17 protein-coding genes are annotated in these 17,104 nt (G+C 70.8%); 5 read left to right on the top strand and 12 right to left on the bottom strand.

Going from position 1 to position 17,104, the window contains the following annotated elements; translation table 11 throughout:
* The first annotated feature begins 110 nt into the window (after window positions 1–110).
* Complete coding sequence (locus IEZ11_RS08345) at window positions 111–491, top strand: VOC family protein (protein WP_189261976.1); 381 nt, start codon at window positions 111–113, stop codon at window positions 489–491.
* A gap of 230 nt (window positions 492–721) precedes the next feature.
* Window positions 722–2,428: an MFS transporter gene (locus IEZ11_RS08340; RefSeq protein ID WP_189261975.1), complete on the top strand. Its 1,707-nt coding sequence runs from the start codon at window positions 722–724 to the stop codon at window positions 2,426–2,428.
* A 354-nt stretch (window positions 2,429–2,782) separates the two neighbouring features.
* On the opposite strand, the gene IEZ11_RS08335 is transcribed toward IEZ11_RS08340, so the two are convergent.
* The gene (locus IEZ11_RS08335; RefSeq protein ID WP_189261974.1) at window positions 2,783–3,406 is read right to left on the bottom strand and encodes a TetR/AcrR family transcriptional regulator; all 624 of its coding nucleotides are present in this window, start codon (window positions 3,404–3,406) and stop codon (window positions 2,783–2,785) included.
* Between the two features lie 186 nt (window positions 3,407–3,592).
* Between IEZ11_RS08335 and IEZ11_RS52380 the strand changes: the two genes are divergently transcribed.
* Window positions 3,593–4,033 (top strand): hypothetical protein, encoded by a 441-nt coding sequence (locus tag IEZ11_RS52380; RefSeq protein WP_189261973.1) that lies wholly within the window; start codon window positions 3,593–3,595, stop codon window positions 4,031–4,033.
* A 316-nt stretch (window positions 4,034–4,349) separates the two neighbouring features.
* The gene (locus tag IEZ11_RS08325; RefSeq protein ID WP_189261972.1) at window positions 4,350–5,684 is read left to right on the top strand and encodes an NAD-dependent succinate-semialdehyde dehydrogenase; all 1,335 of its coding nucleotides are present in this window, start codon (window positions 4,350–4,352) and stop codon (window positions 5,682–5,684) included.
* Between the two features lie 416 nt (window positions 5,685–6,100).
* Here the strand turns inward: IEZ11_RS08325 and IEZ11_RS08320 are convergent, their stop codons facing one another.
* A complete protein-coding gene (locus tag IEZ11_RS08320; RefSeq protein ID WP_229712874.1) occupies window positions 6,101–6,931 on the bottom strand; it encodes an alpha/beta fold hydrolase in 831 nt (276 codons plus the stop codon).
* A gap of 281 nt (window positions 6,932–7,212) precedes the next feature.
* Here IEZ11_RS08320 and IEZ11_RS08315 point away from each other — a divergent pair, with 281 nt between their 5' ends.
* The gene (locus IEZ11_RS08315) at window positions 7,213–7,869 is read left to right on the top strand and encodes a TetR/AcrR family transcriptional regulator (RefSeq protein ID WP_189261970.1); all 657 of its coding nucleotides are present in this window, start codon (window positions 7,213–7,215) and stop codon (window positions 7,867–7,869) included.
* Window positions 7,870–7,993: 124 nt separating this feature from the next.
* Here IEZ11_RS08315 and IEZ11_RS08310 read toward each other — a convergent pair whose 3' ends face one another.
* The 10 genes from IEZ11_RS08310 to IEZ11_RS08265 all read right to left on the bottom strand — a co-directional run bounded on the left by IEZ11_RS08310 (window position 7,994) and on the right by IEZ11_RS08265 (window position 17,085).
* Entirely contained in the window at window positions 7,994–8,638 is a 645-nt protein-coding gene (locus IEZ11_RS08310; protein ID WP_189261969.1) for a TMEM175 family protein, read from the bottom strand.
* A 181-nt stretch (window positions 8,639–8,819) separates the two neighbouring features.
* Window positions 8,820–9,005, bottom strand: coding sequence for a hypothetical protein (locus IEZ11_RS08305; protein ID WP_189261968.1), 186 nt, complete (start codon window positions 9,003–9,005; stop codon window positions 8,820–8,822).
* Between the two features lie 210 nt (window positions 9,006–9,215).
* Complete coding sequence (gene pqqE, locus IEZ11_RS08300) at window positions 9,216–10,331, bottom strand: pyrroloquinoline quinone biosynthesis protein PqqE (protein WP_189261967.1); 1,116 nt, start codon at window positions 10,329–10,331, stop codon at window positions 9,216–9,218.
* The gene (gene pqqD / locus IEZ11_RS08295; RefSeq protein ID WP_189261966.1) at window positions 10,328–10,591 is read right to left on the bottom strand and encodes a pyrroloquinoline quinone biosynthesis peptide chaperone PqqD; all 264 of its coding nucleotides are present in this window, start codon (window positions 10,589–10,591) and stop codon (window positions 10,328–10,330) included. The genes pqqE and pqqD overlap by 4 nt, the downstream gene beginning before the upstream one ends.
* Window positions 10,584–11,348 (bottom strand): pyrroloquinoline-quinone synthase PqqC, encoded by a 765-nt coding sequence (pqqC, locus tag IEZ11_RS08290; protein WP_189261965.1) that lies wholly within the window; start codon window positions 11,346–11,348, stop codon window positions 10,584–10,586. Before pqqC ends, pqqD begins: the two co-directional genes overlap by 8 nt.
* A gap of 127 nt (window positions 11,349–11,475) precedes the next feature.
* Window positions 11,476–11,610 carry a pyrroloquinoline quinone precursor peptide PqqA gene (pqqA, locus tag IEZ11_RS08285; RefSeq protein ID WP_189261964.1) on the bottom strand — a complete coding sequence of 45 codons (135 nt, stop codon included), beginning with the start codon at window positions 11,608–11,610 and terminating at the stop codon, window positions 11,476–11,478.
* Between the two features lie 80 nt (window positions 11,611–11,690).
* Entirely contained in the window at window positions 11,691–12,671 is a 981-nt protein-coding gene (locus IEZ11_RS08280; protein ID WP_229712873.1) for a ThuA domain-containing protein, read from the bottom strand.
* Between the two features lie 38 nt (window positions 12,672–12,709).
* Window positions 12,710–14,857 carry an outer membrane protein assembly factor BamB family protein gene (locus tag IEZ11_RS08275; RefSeq protein ID WP_189261963.1) on the bottom strand — a complete coding sequence of 716 codons (2,148 nt, stop codon included), beginning with the start codon at window positions 14,855–14,857 and terminating at the stop codon, window positions 12,710–12,712.
* Window positions 14,858–15,067: 210 nt separating this feature from the next.
* Window positions 15,068–15,880 (bottom strand): citryl-CoA lyase, encoded by an 813-nt coding sequence (locus IEZ11_RS08270; protein ID WP_189261962.1) that lies wholly within the window; start codon window positions 15,878–15,880, stop codon window positions 15,068–15,070.
* Window positions 15,877–17,085 carry a CaiB/BaiF CoA transferase family protein gene (locus IEZ11_RS08265; RefSeq protein WP_189261961.1) on the bottom strand — a complete coding sequence of 403 codons (1,209 nt, stop codon included), beginning with the start codon at window positions 17,083–17,085 and terminating at the stop codon, window positions 15,877–15,879. Before IEZ11_RS08265 ends, IEZ11_RS08270 begins: the two co-directional genes overlap by 4 nt.
* Between the last annotated feature and the right edge of the window lie 19 nt (window positions 17,086–17,104).

Below are 17,104 nucleotides of genomic sequence, written 5' to 3'. Positions count from 1 at the left end.
CCGGGCCCGGTGCCGAGGCGGGTGTCCCCGCTGCGGGTCCGGCGCCCGCGATGAGTTCACCGTCCTCGAACGGTCTGTCCAGCGACACGACCGTTCTCGACAGGAGTGCCATGTCGACCATCCAGCCAGTGATCGTGACTGCCGACCAGGACGTCCTGCTCGGCTTCTACACGAAATTGTTCGGCGCTGAGAAGATCTTCCGGGTGCCGGCGGAAGGCCCGGCCTTCTATCTCGGCCTGCGCATCGGCGACACCGACCTCGGGCTGGTGGCCAGGGAGAACCTGGGGGCCGGGGCGGCGGCCGGTGCGGGTGCGCGGATCCTGCTCAGCATCGAGGTCGACGACGTCGACGAGACGCTCGGCCGGGTGGCGGCGCTGGGCGGCTCGGTGCGCGGCGGCCCCAACGACATGCCGTGGGGACAGCGCGTCGCCCACATCCAGGACCCCGACGGCAACCCGGTGAACCTCACCCAGCCGATCCCGGCCGACTGACGCTGTTCCGAGGTCACGCCGGGCGAGGAGCCGAGTCCCGGGGTCGCCGGGCGGCGAGGCCGAGGGGAACGGCCGATGCTCACCCGGCGGCGTGAATGGACTCGTGCAGCCCTCTAGGCGTACCGACTAGTCGGTACTAGCCTCTGGCCACGCTCTCGGAGCCGGGCCGCCGCGCACCCTGGTCGCGCCGACGCGAGCACCTGGTCTCCGGGTCTCCTGGGAGGAGCCGTATGTCCGCCGACACGACGCCGTTCGACGCCGACAGACCCGCGCCCGATGTGCCCGCCGCGGACGCCCGCACCCCGCTGGCCTGGCTGTACCGCCGCGAGCTGGCGGACTACCCGCCCACCGGTCGCCGGATGGTGTATCTCTCGATCGTGGTCGTCACCACTGTCGTCCTGTACTACATGCTGTACATCCAGTACGCGGTGGCGACGTCGATCATCACGCACTTCGGCATGACGTACCGCTACTTCATCTGGGTCTCGGTGATCGGCAACGCGGTCGGGGCCTTCGCCTCGCTCGTGGCCGGTCTGGCGGACCGCTGGGGCCGGGCGAATCTGGTGGTCTACGGACTGCTGATCGCGGCGCTGCTGGTCTTCTTCGGCCTGCCGAACGCGGCGAACAAGACCTCCTATCTGGTGCTCTTCGCACTCGTCAGCTTCATCGAAGGCATCGTCCTGGTCGCCACCCCCGCGCTGATCAGGGACTTCTCCCCGCAGCTCGGCCGGGCCACCGCGATGGGGTACTGGACGATGGGTCCGGTCATCGGCTCCCTGGTGGTCACCACCGTCACCAGCAACACCCTCGACAGCGCTTCCTGGCAGGACGAGTTGCGCTATTCGGCGATCGCCGGGGCCGTCGTCTTCGTCGTCGCGATCTTCGCGCTGCGCGAGCTGTCCCCGGCGCTGCGCGACCAGATCATGGTGACGCTGCGGGACCGGGCACTGGTCGAGGCACGCGCCAAGGGGCTGGACACCGAGGCGGTACGCCGCGGCGAGTGGCGGCAGATGATGCGCCTGGACGTGCTGGGCTCGGCCTTCGCCATCGCCGTGTTCCTGCTGCTGTACTACGCGGCGGTCGGCAACTTCGTCGTCTACTTCGCGACCGTCTTCGGCTACAGCGAGCAGCGCACCAACGCGCTGGCCAACTGGTACTGGGCGGCCAACGCCATCGCCCTGGTCCTGGTCGGCCTGCTCTCGGACCGGCTGAAGGTGCGCAAGCCCTTCATGATCGTCGGCGCGGTCGGCTCCATCGTGGTGACCGCGGTCTTCGCCACCCGCGCCACCCACCTGACGACCGACTACTACACCTTCGCCTGGCTGTTCGTCGGCATCGGCGTCTTCAGCGGCATCGCCTACGCGCCCTGGATGGCGAGTTTCACCGAGACGGTGGAGAAGCACAACCCGGCGGCCACCGCGGCGGGCCTGGCCGTGTGGGGCTGGACGGTGCGCATCGTGGTCGCCGTCTCCGCGGCCTTCATCCCCGTGCTGGTCACCTCCGTGACCCCGCTCGTGGAGCACGGCGCCGAGGTCAGGGTCGCCTCGGCGCAGGCGGCGCCGGCGCTGGCCATCGTCAACGCGCACCCGGAGCTCTTCGCCGAGCTGAACAAGTACACCCCGGCCACCGTGCCGCCCGCGTTGAGCGCCCGTGCGGTCCGGGAGGTCGGCGCGGCGGACCTCGCCGTCGTACAGAAGGCGGCACCGCAGCTGAAGGTGCTCGACGAGTACGGCGCCAAGGTCCAGAAGGCGTCGAAGGACGGGCCCGGCGAATGGCGGGACTGGTGGTGGATCTGCGTCGGCGGCCAGGTGCTGTTCCTGCCGTTCGTGTTCGTGATGGCGGGTCGCTGGAGCCCGAAGAAGGCGCGTCTGGACGCCGAGGCGCACCAGGTCGCGGTCAGTCGGGAGATGGCCCTTCTCGCCGCCGCCGAGGAGTGATCAGCCCCGCGTCCGGCCGCCCGCGAACAAGGCGGCCGGATGCGGGGCAGGGTGTCCGGCTGCCGGTCGGCGAGCGAAGCGTCGGATGGCATGTGCAGGGCAGCGGGCAGAGCTGGGCAGCCGCTTCCGGCTGCGGCCCAAGGGGTACCAAGGTCCCTGCGGCACGGGCGACCGGCCGAGTACGGCGCCGCTCAGGCGGCGACACGTCCGCGCGGCCCGTCCCCGCCCTCCGGTGAACGCGGCGCACCGGCCCTTGTCCCGGCCCCGGGCACCCGGACGGCGGCGTGGCACGAGCGCCGGCCGACGGGCGTGGCGCTCAGCGCGCTCGGGCGGCCAGCCGCGCCTCGGGCGTGCTCACGAGGCGAGCAACGTGCCCCGTCGCAGACCTAGTTCGGACTCGGCCACGGTGCGCGGCATGTCCGCCGCAGGCGTCCCGCGACGGTCCGCGCTGGTGTTGACGTAGGCGCTGGCGCCGTCGATCGCGACGAGGACCCGGATGGCGGCGCCCCAGGGATCCGCGCAGGCGAAGACCCCGGTCGCCGTTCCGGCGGCTATGAGCTCCTCCAGGCGCCGGCACCACAGCAGTTCCTGCTTCATGACGTGCTCGCGCAGCACCGGACGGTAGCGCGACAGGTGCCGGGCGTTGAGCCAGAGCTTGCTGACGTCATCGAACTCGGCGCTGGACGTGAGGCCGAAGAACCTCCGGAAGGTGTGCAGGGGGCCGTCCGAGTCCGGCGGCAGCAGGCCGTCGAGTTCCCTCATCGTGGCATGGGTGAACGCCTCGGCGACCAGCTCGTCCGCGGCCGGGAAGTAGTGGCCCACGAGTCCGGGCTGGACACCCAGCTCGTCGGCGACCCTGCGCAGGGTGACGCACTCTAGGCCCTCGGTGAGCCCGATCCGCGCCGCCGTGGCGACGATCTCGCTGCGGCGTTCGGCGGGTGCCTTGCGGACGCGCCTGCCGGGAGCTCTTGACGTCATACGACGAATGCTATTGAGTGGGCGACCAATAAAGCAATTGGTCGCCCGCCCAATAATGGCGGTCGGCCGGAAACCACCGCACCGCTCACCACGGTGCAGCGACGTAGCGACACAGCGGCCGACGTACGTCCGGCTCGGCGGTCGCGGCGGGCCGGGCCACCGGCGCAGCACCGTCAGGAGACCCACGTGAACGACTCCCTCACCGATACCGGTGAGCTCGCCGAGTACGGCTACCGGCAGCAGCCGAGCCGGACCCGGCCGGCGTGGGCCGTCTTCGCGATCGGACCCGCGACCGGCTCGCCGGTGGCCGGTGTCCACGCCGACGCCGACCTGGGCTTCGCCCTCGCTGCCCCCGCACGGGCCCGGGCCGCGGCCGTCACCTTCCCCGGGCAGCCGCCCGCCGCCGTGGCCTCGGGGACCGACCTGCTCGGGGTCGGCCCGGCCGAGCACTTCCTGAACGCCGGGACCGGCACCGGCGGGGTCGGTCCCGGCGTGGTGACGGGCCTGCGGCTGGTCGGTGCCGATCCGATCGTCGCGGTGGACCTCTCCCCCGAACGCCTCGCCGTGGCCCGCCGCTTCGGCGCCACCCACACCCTCGACGGTGCCCGTGACGACGTCGAGGCCTGATGCCGGAAGCAACTCGGCGGGCGTGGCCCACGCGTTCGAGGCCACCGGCAGCCCGAGGGTGATCGAGACCTGGCCGACCCGGGGCACGCGCGTCCTGGGCTGCGACTACGGGTCCGGCGTGGGCGAGATCGACATCCCCGAGCCCGGCCCGCCTGTACCTCTCCGGCCGCCTTCCGCTGGACGAACTGGTCGGCCGGACACCCCCGTTGAGCGAGGCTGCCCAGGCGCTCGGCGACCTCAGGTCCGGCACCGGAGTGCGGACCGTCCTCGAACCCTGACCCGTTTCCCCTTTGTTCCCCTGCCACTTGGAGGCACCATGTACGCCGTCACCGACCCGACCACCGGCGAGGTCGTGGAGACCTACCCGACCGCCACCGACGCCGAGATCGCCGCGGCCGTCGACGCCGCCCACGCCGCCGGCGCCTGGGGACGGACCAGCTCGGTGGCCGAACGCGCCGCGCTGCTGCGCCGCCTGGGCGACCTGCACGCCGAGCACAGTGCCGAACTCGCCGCGAGCATCGTGCGGGAGATGGGCAAGCCGCTCGCCGAGGCGGAGGGCGAGATCGGCTTCTGCGTCGACATCTACCACTACTACGCCGACCACGCCGAGGAGTTCCTGGCCGACGAGCCCCTCCATGTCACCTCCGGCGCCGGCACCGCGGTCGTGCGGCGCGGTCCGGTGGGCGTGCTGCTCGGCATCATGCCGTGGAACTTCCCGGCCTACCAGGTCGCCCGGTTCGCGGCCCCGAACCTGGCCGTCGGGAACACCATCGTCCTCAAGCACGCTCCGCAGTGTCCCGGTACGGCGGCGCTGCTGGAGCGGCTGTTCGCCGAGGCGGGCTTCCCGGCGGGCGCGTACGTCAACGTGTACGCCACCAACGAGCAGATCGCCGACGTGATCGCCGACCCGCGCGTGCACGGCGTCTCGCTCACCGGCTCCGAGCGGGCCGGGGCCGCAGTCGCCGAGATCGCCGGGCGGCACCTGAAGAAGGTCGTCCTGGAGCTCGGCGGCTCGGACCCGTTCGTCGTGCTGTCCACCGACGACCTGGACGCCGTCGTGGAGGCCGCGGTCGCCGCCCGCCTCGACAACACCGGTCAGGCGTGCAACGCGGCCAAGCGGTTCGTGGTCGTGGCGGACCTGTACGACGCGTTCGTGGAGAGGTTCACGGCACGGTTGCTCGACTCCGCCACCGGGGCACCGCTCTCCTCTGCAGCCGCCGCCGAGACCCTCGCCCGGCAGGTCGGTGAGGCGGTCGCGGAGGGCGCCACCCTGCACGGCTCCACCGATCGTCAGGGCGCCTTCTTCCCGGCGGGTGTGCTCACCGGGCTGACCACCGAGCACGCGGCGGCCCGCCAGGAGCTGTTCGGACCGGTCGCGATGGTCTTCCCGGCCTCCGACGAGGACGACGCCGTACGGATCGCCAACGACACGCCGTACGGCCTCGGTTCCTACGTCTTCACCACCGACCCCGAGCAGGCCGCCCGGGTCGCCGACCGCATCGAGGCCGGCATGGTCTTCGTGAACGGTGTCGGCGCGGAGGGTGCCGAGTTGCCCTTCGGCGGCGTGAAGCGCTCCGGCTTCGGGCGGGAACTCGGCCGTCTCGGCATGGAGGAGTTCACCAACAAGAAGCTGATCCGCACGGTGGCCTGAGCGGCACAGCGGATCCGGCGGCGGGCCTCGCGGCGGTGTCGGACGGCGCACCGCCCGGGGCCCGCGTCACCTCCCTCTGGACACGCCCCCGCCGAGGTGACGGACGTCCTCGGAGCTGACGGACTCCATGACGAGCATGAGGACCTCCATGCGGTACGGCGGCGCCACCCTCTTGGCGACACTGAATCTCCCGACGGTCAACCGCCCGACAGTCAAAGGCCCCTCAGTCGCCGTGCCGTCCAGAAGTACGGCGAACCGACCACCGTCGAGCCGTTCGAGCCTGTGCCGCCGACCGGGCTGCGCGAGACAGGCCGGGCCCACGATGATGTCCGTTCTGCGCGACCGGCGGGCACAGGTGCCGACGGTGCTGTGCGGTCCGCCGTACGAACGCGCGCGACGGAACAGGCCGCTCGGGGTCAGTCGGCCGGACCCGGCTTGACGACCGTGTCGACGAAGTCCCCGATGGCCTCCAGGGTCTGTCCGAGCCGCTCGATCTGCGGGAAGTGAGCGGCCTCGGGGATGGGCACGAAGCGGCTGTTGGGGAAGGAGTCGGCGTAGCCGCGACCGTAGGTGATGTTGGCGATGCCGTCCTCCTCTCCCCAGACGACCAGCACCGGGAGGGTGATGCGGCGCAGTCGGCCGCGGAGCTTGGGGTCGTAGGTGAAGCCGGCGCCGCCGTAGACGGCCAGGGTCTGCTGATTGGCCGCGGCGGCGGCGCGCTGCTGGTCGGTGAGGGTGGAGAAGTCCGGGCGGAAGGCCGCGTTGGCGAAGGAGAGCTTGGTGACCGCCTGTGGCGGCAGGGTACGCGGGTCGACGACCTGGTTGGCCGGCAGGTGGGCGTGGATACCGACGGCGTTGAGGAGGGTGAGGGCGCCGATGCGGCCCTTGGTGTCGCGCAGGGCCATCTCGGCCGCGATCCAGCCGCCGATCGAATTGCCGATCACCATCACGCCGGTCAGGTCCAGGCTGTCCAGCAGATCGAGGTAGGCCACCGCCAGGTCGGCCACGGAGTCGCACCAGTCGGGGCGCGGGGTGCCGTCGAAGCCGGGGTGGGTCACGCTGACGGCGAAGACGTGCTCCGACAGTGCGGTGGCCAGTCCGCTCATGGTGCGGGGGCCGGCGCCGCCGTGCAGGAGCAGCACGCCGGTGCCCTCGGCGTTGGCGCCGTACTCGTCGATGGTCACGGCCAGGCCGTCGGCGAGATCCACGGTGCGGGTGGTGGGCGTGGTGGTGGTCGGAGCGTTCACGGCGCTGATCCCCATTCATGAGAGTTGACTCGCACAAACTTAGATGGGCATCCACGCTTATGCAAGTGCACTCTCATGACGCGAGCAGGCAGTCAGGACGGAAGTCACGAGAGTCGGAGGCGGCACCACGCGACGTAGAAGCCCTCGTCAGCTCGGCATACCGATGCCCTCTTCATGAGAGCATGCCCTCATGAAGGTAGGGCGCTCGCCTTATGGAGTGCGAGCCCACTCTCGTCACGGGAGTCAACCCGCCCGAGCCGCGGACGACGAAAGGCGGACCCATGGGAACACAGAGCGCGACAGGGCGCGTCAACCAGAAACTGCGCACCCGCACCGCGATCGTGCAGGCCGCGGCCGAGCTCAGTCGTACCGGGCAGGAGGTGACCATGCCCGAGGTGGCCAGGAAGGCCCTGGTCTCCGAAGCTACCGCCTACCGTTACTTCCCCGACCTGCTCAGCCTGTTGACCGAGGCCATCGCCGGGCAACTGCCCACCCCCGCCGAGGCGTTGATTGCGGTGGCCGACTCCGCCGACCCGGTGGAGCGGGTGGCCGCCGTGACCGAGTTCCTGCTGCGTCACGTCCAGGCCCGGCAGGGCGTGGTGCGTGCCATGATCGCGGCGACCGTGGTGCGACCGGCGGAAGCCGCTGCCCGCCCGGGGCTGCGCTTCGGAATGATCGACCATGCGCTGGCACCGGCCGTCGAGAGCGGCTCCGTCGGGCCGGCCGCGCTGGAGCAGCTCAAGCGTGATCTCGCGGTTGTCGTCAGCGCCGAGGCGCTCTTCAGCCTGACCGATCTGCACGGGCTGGACCCCGAGGACGCCATCTCCAGCCTTCTGCACACCGCGACGACCCTCACCCGGGCCGCGCTGTGGGACGCCGAGCGCCCCGCCATCCGTGCCGGACGAGCCCCCACGCGCCGGCCTCACACAGACACCTGAGCGCACCCCGGCCGCGGCGGGCCGTGACAGGCCGCTGACCCGGTGCACGGCCTCGCCGAGAGGCTGGGGCGAGAGCCGGCGCGGACCGCCACCTACCGGGGGCGGACACGCGCGGGCCCTGCCCTCAGCTCTGCCCCCGGCGCGGTAGGCGGGTGAGGACCAGCGGCCCGACCACCGGTATCAGGATCCAGCACAGGTACGCGTACGTGGTGAGGAACGAGACCGGGACGGACACCAGGAACGCCACGGCGGCTGCGCCGATTCCCCTGGTCGCCTGGGAGAACACCTGCGTCGGGGTGCCCGCCCGGCTCAGGCCGGCGCGCCGGATCTCCCGGATCATCAGCAGGAACAGCGCACAGGCGGTGAACTGCACGGTGGCGTAGAAGCCGAACCGGACCTGGAACGCGCCGTCGCCGCCGATCACGTCGGTCGAGAACGGGGTGACCACCAGCAGGAGCAGCCAGTACACGGTCAGGTTGGTCAACCGACCGCTCACGGCCGCGACATGCCGGAACACCCGGTGGTGGGCCCGCCAGTGCGCGGCGATCACCACGAAACTGATCAGAAACGCCATGTAGCCCGCGCGGTGGTCGGACGCCGACCGTAGCAGCGCGCTGTTCGTCGAGCCCTCCGGCACCGGCAGTTCGAGTGCCAGCAGGGTCAGAGCGATCGCGATCACCGCGTCGCCGAAGAACGTGAGCCGCTCGGCAGCGGCCGTCCGGATCTCCACGTCCTCGGACGATTCATGCTCGGTCGAGACAGTCGTCATGACAGAAGGACTCCACATTCGCAGGGGATTGACAGTCCGTGCCCGCACCCGTCCCGGCCGACGGATCGGGGCCGCCAGAGCGCACCACCGGCACCACGCCCGCCGAGGCAAGCAGGCGGGCAGGTTCGGGTCGCCTTCTCCATCGGGCGAACACGGGCTGGGCAGTTGGTTGGACAACCTACTACCGGCCGAGTTCGACCACTGTTTCATGGATCTCGGTCAACGCGTCGTGCCGGGCGTACGCCGCCGCCAGCTCGGCGGCGCGCCCCGGCGTCGCGATCACCAGCACGTCCAGCTCGGCCAGGGCATCGAGCGTCGGCCGGACCAGCTCGGTGAGACGGACGTCGGCCGCGGTCCCCTGGGCCACCGCGACCACGCGGGGCGCCGACGCGACCTCGTCCCACCACTGCGCAAGCTCCGGCTTCCGGCCCGACCCGGCCGGCGACGCGGCGGCAGCGGCTCGCGTCCTGCGAGGAGCCTCCTGCCGAAGGGGCACGGCGATGAAGTCGGTCAGGGGGCGGTTCGCGCCGACCGGCCGGCCGAGGGTCGTGGAGGAGCCCGAACCCTTCTCGGCTTCTCACCGTGTCCGGCGGTCAGTTCGTTCCTGGAGCCGGTCAGGTGTTGTGGGGCGGCGAGGTACCGGCATGGGCGGAGTACCGGGGCGGGTGAGAGCGATCAGAGCGGCGTGGTCCGGGGACAGCGAACAAGCGGGGTCGGTACGGCTTGCGTCGCCGGTCAGGGCGAATGCCTGACAGCGGCATCCTCCGAAGTCCTCGGTACGCCGCTCGCAGCCGCGGCAGGGGTCCGGCATCCAGTCGGTGCCGCGGTAGGCGTTGAAGGCAGGTGATTCCTCCCAGATCCAACGCAGTGGTCGCTCCGCGGCGTTGGGCGCGTGAAGTCCGGGTACCGTCGCGGCGGCCGGGCAGGGCAGCGTTGTCCCGTCCGGAGTGACGGTCAGTGACACGGCGCCCCAGCCTCCCATGCAGGGTTTGGGCGCACCGGAGAAGTAGTCGGGCACCACCCAGGTGATCTCGACCGCGCCGCCCAGGCGTTCTCTCCATGCCTTCACCTGTTCCCCGGCTGCCGCCAATTGCTCCCGACTGGGCATGAGAGCGGCCCGGTTGAGCAGGCCCCAGCCGTAGAACTGCGTGTTGGCCAACTCGACGCGGTCCGCTCTCCAGGCCACGGCGAGTTCCATCAGCGCGTCGAGGGCGTCGAGATTGTGCCGGTGCAGGACGACGTTGACACCGAGCGGCAGACCGCGTTCCTTGACGAGCGCGGCGGCCTGTCGTTTGGCGTCGAAGGCGGGGTGGCCCGCGAGCTGGTCGGACCGGCCCGGGTCGGCGTGCTGGACGGACAGTTGGACGCTGTGCAGCCCGGCGTCCACCAGGGCGTCGAGTCGTCCGGCCGACAGGCCCACGCCGCTGGTGACCAACTGGGTGTACAGACCCGCCTCCACCGCGGCGCGGGCTATCTGTTCGAGGTCTCTGCGCAGCAGCGGTTCGCCGCCGGAGAGGTGCGTGTGCAGGACGCCGAGTTCCGCGGCCTGGCGGAAGACGGCGGCCCACTGACCGGCGGTGAGTTCCCGCGACCGGCGGGTCAGCTCCAGGGGGTTCGAGCAGTAGGAGCAGTGCAGCGGACAGGCGTGGGTGAGCTCGGCGAGCAGTGCCCAGGGCGGGGCGGGAGCCGTCATCGCAGGCAGCCTTCCGTGCGGAGCCTGTTGAGAAACGAGATGACGTCACCCCGGATCTCCTGGACATGGTCCGGCGCGAGACGGGTGATGATCTCGTCGACGGTGCGGGTGCCGTCGACGAGTTCGAGTACGGCCCGGCCGGATCCGTGCAGGACGACGACTCGTTCGGGCAGGAGCATCACGTCGACATGCCGCGCTTCGTCATGCCGCAGGAGTGCGGCGGTCGGGAGGCGGGGGCACCAGTCGCCTGGGTCATGCATCGCGTCGGCCCTCCCCACCGGCTCCTTGCACGCTGTCGAGCAGGCTCCACAGGACGTCGCACTTGAACGACACCGCGGCCAGTGCCTGTTCCTGCTGTTCTCCCGTGACAGCCCATGCGCGTACCCAGCCCAGGGCCTCGCTTCCGTCACGGCGGCCCTGTGGAACTCGCCCTCGGAAGTAGGACAGGCCGGCGGACTCGATCCAGGGGTAGTGGGCGGGGAACGTCTCCAGGCGCGTCAGCATGATCGACGGGGCGCAGAGCTCTGTCAGGGAGGAGGCGACCGCTTCCAGGGCACTGGCGTTGCGGCAGAAGTTGACGTATCCGTCCACGGCCAGACGGACGCCGGGCAGGAGGTGCCGGTGGTCGAGCAGTTCGTCGCGGCGCAGGCCGACGGCCTCGCCGAGCCGGAGCCATCTCTCGATGCCGCCGTCCTGGTCGGTGTGTCCGTCGTGGTCCTGGATGCGTCGCAGCCAGGACCGGCGTTGTGCGGGAAGGAGGAGCTTGCTCAGGACGAGGGCGTCCTTGATGGGGATGTTGCACTGGTAGTAGAAGCGGTTGGCGACCCAGGTGCGCAACTCGCCCGGCGTCAACCGGCCTTCGTGCATGCGCCGGTTGAAGGGGTGGCGGTCGTGGTACCGGCTCACCACCAACTCTCGCAGGCGGCGTTCCAGTTCGTCCGCGGTCCAGGGTTCCGGGCCGCTCCCGGTGGCCCGGTCGTGGTCGAGGAGCAGGGTGTCGGGCACGGTCGTGGTCATGGGGGACACCACCATCCTGTCTGCGTGGCGGCGTGCCCCGGCGTGGCCGGGGCATGCGCGGTTCCACCGAGGTGTGCCGCCGCAGCCCAGCCGGCTGTGCCGAGGACGCGCGGCGGCACGGCGTCGCCTACTTCGTGCGCAGGGAGTAGGCGGTGACTTCCAGCGCGGTGTCGACCACCGTGAAGTCGGGGCTCTGCCAGCCGACGGGGGTCGGGGCGGCCGGCTCGTTGCTCTGCTGCTGGGTGTGGGTCTCGTCGCGCATGGTGGTCTTGCCTTTCCGTGGAGAGGGACGGTGGCGCCGTGGTGGGCGCCGGGAACAGGCCGGCCGGTGGCGGCCGGACGTCACGTGCAGAACGGTGTCCTGCCCATGGCGGATTCGATGCCGCCGAGGAGGAGCTTCTGGAACTCGGCGGCGCCCGCGAAGGAGCCGTCGGTGGAGAAGTCCTTGGCGTCATGGCCGAGGGTGGTCAGCCAGGCGCGGCCGCCGTCGTAGTACTGGCACCACGCGACGGGGTGGTTCCGGCCGTGTCCGGGGTGGTGGTAGTTGCCGGTCACGCCCTTGGCGAGGGTGCTCTCGTCGACGTCGGCCAGGACACGTACCCGGGTCGGAGCGGGGATCAGGTTGTACCACTCGTCGGTGAAGGACCACGTGGCGGGCAGCGACCTGGTGGAGACGTCCTTGCGGTCGACGGTGTCGACGGTGCCGGACTGCTCGGGTCCGTGGTCGTAGAAGTTGGCGTTGCCGAGCAGTCCCTCGTACCAGGACCAGTTGTACTCGGTGCCGAAGGCGTTGTGGACGCCGACGAATCCGCCGCCGCCGCGGATGTACTGGCGCAGCGAGGTCTGGGCGGCGTCGTCCAGGGCGTCGCGGCTGGTGGAGTAGAAGATGACGGCGTTGTACTTGAACAGGGTCGCGGGTGAGGCGAGTTGGGTGACGTCCTCGGTGTAGTCGACCTGGAAGCTGTTGTCGGCGCCCAGTTCGAGCAGCGCGTTCTGGACGACGTTGGCGTCGGTGAGCGGTGGGTTCATGCCGGTGGCCAGGGCGGGGCCGAGGTTGGCGTGGCGGGGGCCGGCGGTGTGGGTGTAGAGCAGGACCTTGTAGCCCTTGGTGGTGTCGAAGTTGCCCCAGTCGTGGTAGCAGCGGGCGTCGACGCCACGGCACACGCCGTAGTCGGGGTCGCCCAGTTCCTGTGCGCCCTGACCGGTGCGGTCCTGCGCCACGCTGAGGGTGCCGGTGGCCACCAGGGCGACGGTGATGCCGAGCGTGGTGGCGGCGCTGGTGAGTGCTGCATGCAGCGGACGCATGCGGAGTCTGGTTCTCATGGAGCGTCCTTACGTCGTTCGAGGAGGTGGGCCGACGCCTACCGGACGACGACCTTGCCGGTGTTCTGCGGGGCGATCGGGTCGTTGTAGAAGTACTCGCCGGGGGTGTCGAAGGTGTACGAGAAGGACTGGCCCGGCATCAGCAGTCCGGTGTCGAACTCGGCCTCGAAGAACGAGACCGCGCCGTGTGCGGACCTGTTGTCCGCGGGGTTGACGAAGGTGACCGTGGTGCCCTTGGCGATGGTCAGGTGCTGTGGCGACATGGCGTTCTGGGCGACGAGGTTCTCGGTGGTGCCGGGGGCGTTCCTGGTGCTGTCCCAGATCCGGCCGAGGGTGACCGTGTTCCCGGCGGTCTCACCGGTCACGGCGGCGGTGCGGATCTGGTTCCGCTGGGACGGCGGGGTGGGGGCGGCGGCGGGGCTGACGTTGCCGCCGAGCCGGAACGCCCACAGGTGGTCGCCCTTGGGGATGTCCGGGTAGGGCAGGCCGTTGCCGCCGGCGAGGACGGCGACGTACTGCTCGCCGTCGATCTCGTAGGTCAGCGGGTTGGTGTTGACGCCGGCGCCGCACTGCCAGGTCCACAGCTCGCTGCCGTCGCGGTCGTCGAGTGCGGTGAGCACGCCGTCGGGGCGCCCCTGGAAGAGAAGGCCGCCGGCGGTGCTCAGGACGCCGTTGCCGTGGGCGAGGGACCACTCGCCCTCCTGTCGCCAGGCGACGGTGTTGGTGCGCGGGTCGACCGCGGCGAGGCCGCCGGCGAAGTACTCCCCCAGCGGGCGGGCGGTGTTGACGCGGCCGCCATGGGTGTTGGAGTACGCGGAGTTGATGAGGCCGTAGCCGACGTAGACCAGACCGGTGCGGTGGCTGAAGGACGGGGAGGACCAGTCGGCGCCGCCGCCCGCGCCGGGGAAGATGATGGTGGCGCGGTCCCAGTGGACCTCGAACACGCCGCCGGTGGGGTAGAAGGGCACCGGCCGGGTGGCCTTGTCGAGTTGCGGCTCGGTCGCCACGAAGGGCTCGCCGCCGGGGAAGGGCTGGGTGGGGGCCGTCTTCTGGGCCGCGTGCTGCGGGACCGGGCGTTCTTCCATGCCGTGGACCGGCTTGCCGGTGGCGCGGTCGAGCATGTAGTACATGCCGGTCTTGCTGCCGTAGACGACGATCCCGCGCTTCTTGCCGTCGATCAGGATGTCGGCGAGCACCGGGGACATGACACCGTCGTAGTCCCAGATGTCGTGGTGCACGGACTGGAAGTGCCAGCGCCGCTCGCCGGTCTTGGCGTCCATGGCGACCAGGCTGTTGGCGAAGAGGTTGTCGCCGCCACGGGTGGAGCCGTCGGTGCGCGGATAGGGGTTGCCGAACGTCCAGTAGACCAGGCCGAGTTCGGGGTCGACGGCGGGGTGGATCCAGCAGACGGCGCCGCCGGTCTTCCAGGTGTCGCCCTCCCAGGTGTCGTTGCCGTACTCCCCCGGGCCGGGTGTGCCCCAGAAGACCCACGCGACCTCGCCGGTACGGGCGTTCAGCGCGTAGGCGCGGCCGCGGGCGCCGGCGGTGCTGCCCTGGGTGCCGATGTAGACCAGGCCGTCCCAGTACACGGCGGCTCCGGCGAGGCCGCCCTTACTGCCGCCGCACTGGCCGGAGGCGGGGTCGCAGCCGGGGTCGCCCTGGTCCTCGACCAACAGTTCACGGCTCCATACGACAGCGCCGGTCCTCTGGTCGAGGCCGTAGACCTTGTTGTCGCCGGAGATGGTGAAGGCCAGCCCCTCGCCCAGGGCCAGGCCGCGCATGTTGGTGGTCTGGCTGCCGACGTTCGTCTTCCACCTCACCTGTCCGGTGCGGCCGTCGACGGCGAAGACGTTCTGCTGGGTGGTGGCCAGGTAGAGCACGCCGTTCTGGGCGATGACGGCGCACTGCTGGGCGGATGAGGTGGAGCCGTTCTCCAGGTTGACGTGCCACGCGCCGCCGAGCTTGCGGACGTTGCCGGTGGTGATCTTCTTGAGCGAGGAGTAGCTGTGGTTGCCGAGGTTGCCGCCGGCCTTGGGGTAGTTCGTGCCGGTCGCGGCGTGGGCCTGGTCCGGCACCGGCCGCGCCAGGTGGCCGGCGGGGGCGGCCTGGGCGGGCGTGCCGTGGAGCAGCGCGACGGTGGTGGCCGTTCCGGCCGCGGTCGACGTGAGGAAACTGCGTCTGTCCATGGTCCCTCTTTCATGACGCGTCCTGACATACCCGTCAGTGGCGGGGCTGCGGAGTCTGAGGCGGGGAGAGGAAGGCGGAGGAGAGGAAGGCCGCGAGGCGGATCATGGTCCGCTGTACGGTTCAAATGGTCCGTACGGTGGTCGCCGATGGGCGGAAGGTCACGTTAGGGATGCGCGGGGGCGGGTGGCAAGAGATGCGACGCGGATTGTTCACGCGTCTTTCGGCTGGGGCAGCCGCGCCGGGAGGACGTCGCGCGGGATGGGGCCCTTGTTGCGGCGCCCCTGCCCGCTCTCCTCCCACGCGTGCGCCAGGATGCCGACAGACCGGCTCAGAACGAACAGGCCACGGGCCAGCGGGGCGGAGAAGCCCAGTTCGGCGTAGATGACGGCGGTGGCTCCGTCGATGTTCATCGGCACCGGGCGGGCGCCTGCCCGGCGTCTTCTGAGGATGCCCTCGACCGCGAGGCCGGCGTTGAGGAAGTCGCCGCCGACGACGTTGTCAGAAACCGCTTGCTGGACCAGCCGGATGAGCGGATCGCGCCGCGGGTCGACGGGGTGGAAGCGATGGCCGAAGCCCGGCAGGTATCTCGAACGGCTCTGCCAGTCGGCCATCACCTCCTGTGCGGCCTGCTGCCAACCACCGCCGGACGCCCGCAGGTCGCGGATGTCGGTGAGCATCTCCACGCACTGCTGGCCGGCTCCGCCGTGGGTGTCACCGAGCATGTTCACGCCGGTGGCGACCGCGTTGTTGAGGCCGACTCCACAGGTCACCGCCATGCGGGCGGCAGCGATCGAGGGAGCCTGTGGTCCATGGTCGACGCCGGCCACCAGGGCGGCTTCGAGCAGGGCCGATTCGCGCGGCGCAGGTGTGCTTCCGCGCAGCATCAGCCAGATGACGTCGACGAGACCGACGGTGCCGATGAGATCCTGTACCGGCCGTTCGCGCAGCTCGATGCTGCCGGGTTCGACATGGCTGACCGCGGTGGCCCACCACTGTGCGTCCGCGTCCTGTGCGCTGGTCATGAGGCGGCGGCCTCTCCGGCCGCCGCGGTGGCCGCGCTCGCCCACCGGTTCGCGATCTCCTCCCGCCGGGCGTTGTGTTCGCCCAGCAGCGGCGGAGGTGCCGGCGGACCGAACGCCTCCCCGTCGACGAGGACCCCGTTGCCCACGACGTGCAGCGGTCGTCCGGCACGTCGTGGATGACTGAGTCGGGTGATGAAGTTCCGGTGCGCCAGCTGCGGCTGTTCCAGGGCCTGCGGCACGGTCAGCACCCGCGCGGCGGGGACACCGGCGGCGTTCAGTTCGCGCTCCCAGTCGGCGGCGGCGCGGCTCGACAGCACCTCGTTCAGGGCCGTGTTGAGCTCTTCGCGATGGATCTTGCGCTGTTCCCGTTCGGCGAAGCGATCATCGGTGATCAGTTCCGGCGCACCGGCCAGCCGGCACAGCGTCTCGAACTGGCGCTGCTGGTTGGCCGCGATGTTCAGGGGCCCGTCCAGGGCACGGAAGGTGCCGGAAGGGGCCGCGGTGGGGTTCTGATCGCTGAGCGGTTCCGGGGGAATGCCGCTGACCAGGTAGTTGGAGACGGCCCAGCCCATGGTGGACAGCGACGCCTCCAGCATGGAGACGTCGAGACGGCTGCCTTCCCCGGTGCGTTCGCGGTGGAGCAGGGCGGCGCTGATGGCGAAGGCGGCCATCAGCCCGCCGGTGGTGTCGCAGACGGGGAAGCCGACCCGCTGGGGTGCGGTCTCGGCGGTGCCGGTGATGCTCATCATCCCGGTGAGGCCCTGGACGATCTGGTCGTAGGCCGGCGCGTCGCTCATCGGGCCGTCCTGGCCGAAGCCGGAGATCGAGCAGTACACGAGGCGCCCGTTGAGCTGGGCGAGGCGCTCCGCACCGTAGCCCATCCGCTCCAGCACACCGGCCCGGAAGTTCTCCAGCAGGACGTCCGCCCCCGACAGGAGCCGTTCGAAGAGGGCCCGGTCGGCGGTGTCCTTGAGATCCAGCTCCAGGGATGACTTGCCCGCGTTCTGGGCCAGGAAGGACGCCCCGACGCCGTCCTTGTTGAGCGCGGTGTCGGGACCCAGGCTCCGGGCCAGGTCACCCTGGCCCGGACGTTCGATCTTGACCACCTCGGCACCCATGAGCATGAGCTGGTAGCTGCAGTACGGGCCTGCCAGCACGTTCGTGAGATCCAGAACGCGTATTCCGTCTAGTGGGCGAACGTCCATATGACGTCTCCTTCCGGCG

The organism is Streptomyces fuscichromogenes (assembly GCF_014645815.1).
GTDB classification, from domain to species: domain Bacteria; phylum Actinomycetota; class Actinomycetes; order Streptomycetales; family Streptomycetaceae; genus Streptomyces; species Streptomyces fuscichromogenes.
Note: the sequence above shows the minus strand (reverse complement) of the source record. Positions and strands in the feature narration are given on the sequence as shown.

What these genes read in the sequence shown, in the direction of transcription:
- IEZ11_RS08345 (WP_189261976.1), top strand. Translation starts at nt 111, where the DNA reads ATGTCGACCATCCAGCCAGTGATCGTGACTGCCGACCAGGACGTCCTG.
- IEZ11_RS08340 (WP_189261975.1), top strand. Translation starts at nt 722, where the DNA reads ATGTCCGCCGACACGACGCCGTTCGACGCCGACAGACCCGCGCCCGAT.
- IEZ11_RS08335 (WP_189261974.1), bottom strand. Translation starts at nt 3,406, where the DNA reads ATGACGTCAAGAGCTCCCGGCAGGCGCGTCCGCAAGGCACCCGCCGAA.
- IEZ11_RS08325 (WP_189261972.1), top strand. Translation starts at nt 4,350, where the DNA reads ATGTACGCCGTCACCGACCCGACCACCGGCGAGGTCGTGGAGACCTAC.
- IEZ11_RS08315 (WP_189261970.1), top strand. Translation starts at nt 7,213, where the DNA reads ATGGGAACACAGAGCGCGACAGGGCGCGTCAACCAGAAACTGCGCACC.
- IEZ11_RS08310 (WP_189261969.1), bottom strand. Translation starts at nt 8,638, where the DNA reads ATGACGACTGTCTCGACCGAGCATGAATCGTCCGAGGACGTGGAGATC.
- pqqE (WP_189261967.1), bottom strand. Translation starts at nt 10,331, where the DNA reads ATGACGGCTCCCGCCCCGCCCTGGGCACTGCTCGCCGAGCTCACCCAC.
- pqqD (WP_189261966.1), bottom strand. Translation starts at nt 10,591, where the DNA reads ATGCATGACCCAGGCGACTGGTGCCCCCGCCTCCCGACCGCCGCACTC.
- pqqC (WP_189261965.1), bottom strand. Translation starts at nt 11,348, where the DNA reads ATGACCACGACCGTGCCCGACACCCTGCTCCTCGACCACGACCGGGCC.
- pqqA (WP_189261964.1), bottom strand. Translation starts at nt 11,610, where the DNA reads ATGCGCGACGAGACCCACACCCAGCAGCAGAGCAACGAGCCGGCCGCC.
- IEZ11_RS08280 (WP_229712873.1), bottom strand. Translation starts at nt 12,671, where the DNA reads ATGAGAACCAGACTCCGCATGCGTCCGCTGCATGCAGCACTCACCAGC.
- IEZ11_RS08275 (WP_189261963.1), bottom strand. Translation starts at nt 14,857, where the DNA reads ATGGACAGACGCAGTTTCCTCACGTCGACCGCGGCCGGAACGGCCACC.
- IEZ11_RS08270 (WP_189261962.1), bottom strand. Translation starts at nt 15,880, where the DNA reads ATGACCAGCGCACAGGACGCGGACGCACAGTGGTGGGCCACCGCGGTC.
- IEZ11_RS08265 (WP_189261961.1), bottom strand. Translation starts at nt 17,085, where the DNA reads ATGGACGTTCGCCCACTAGACGGAATACGCGTTCTGGATCTCACGAAC.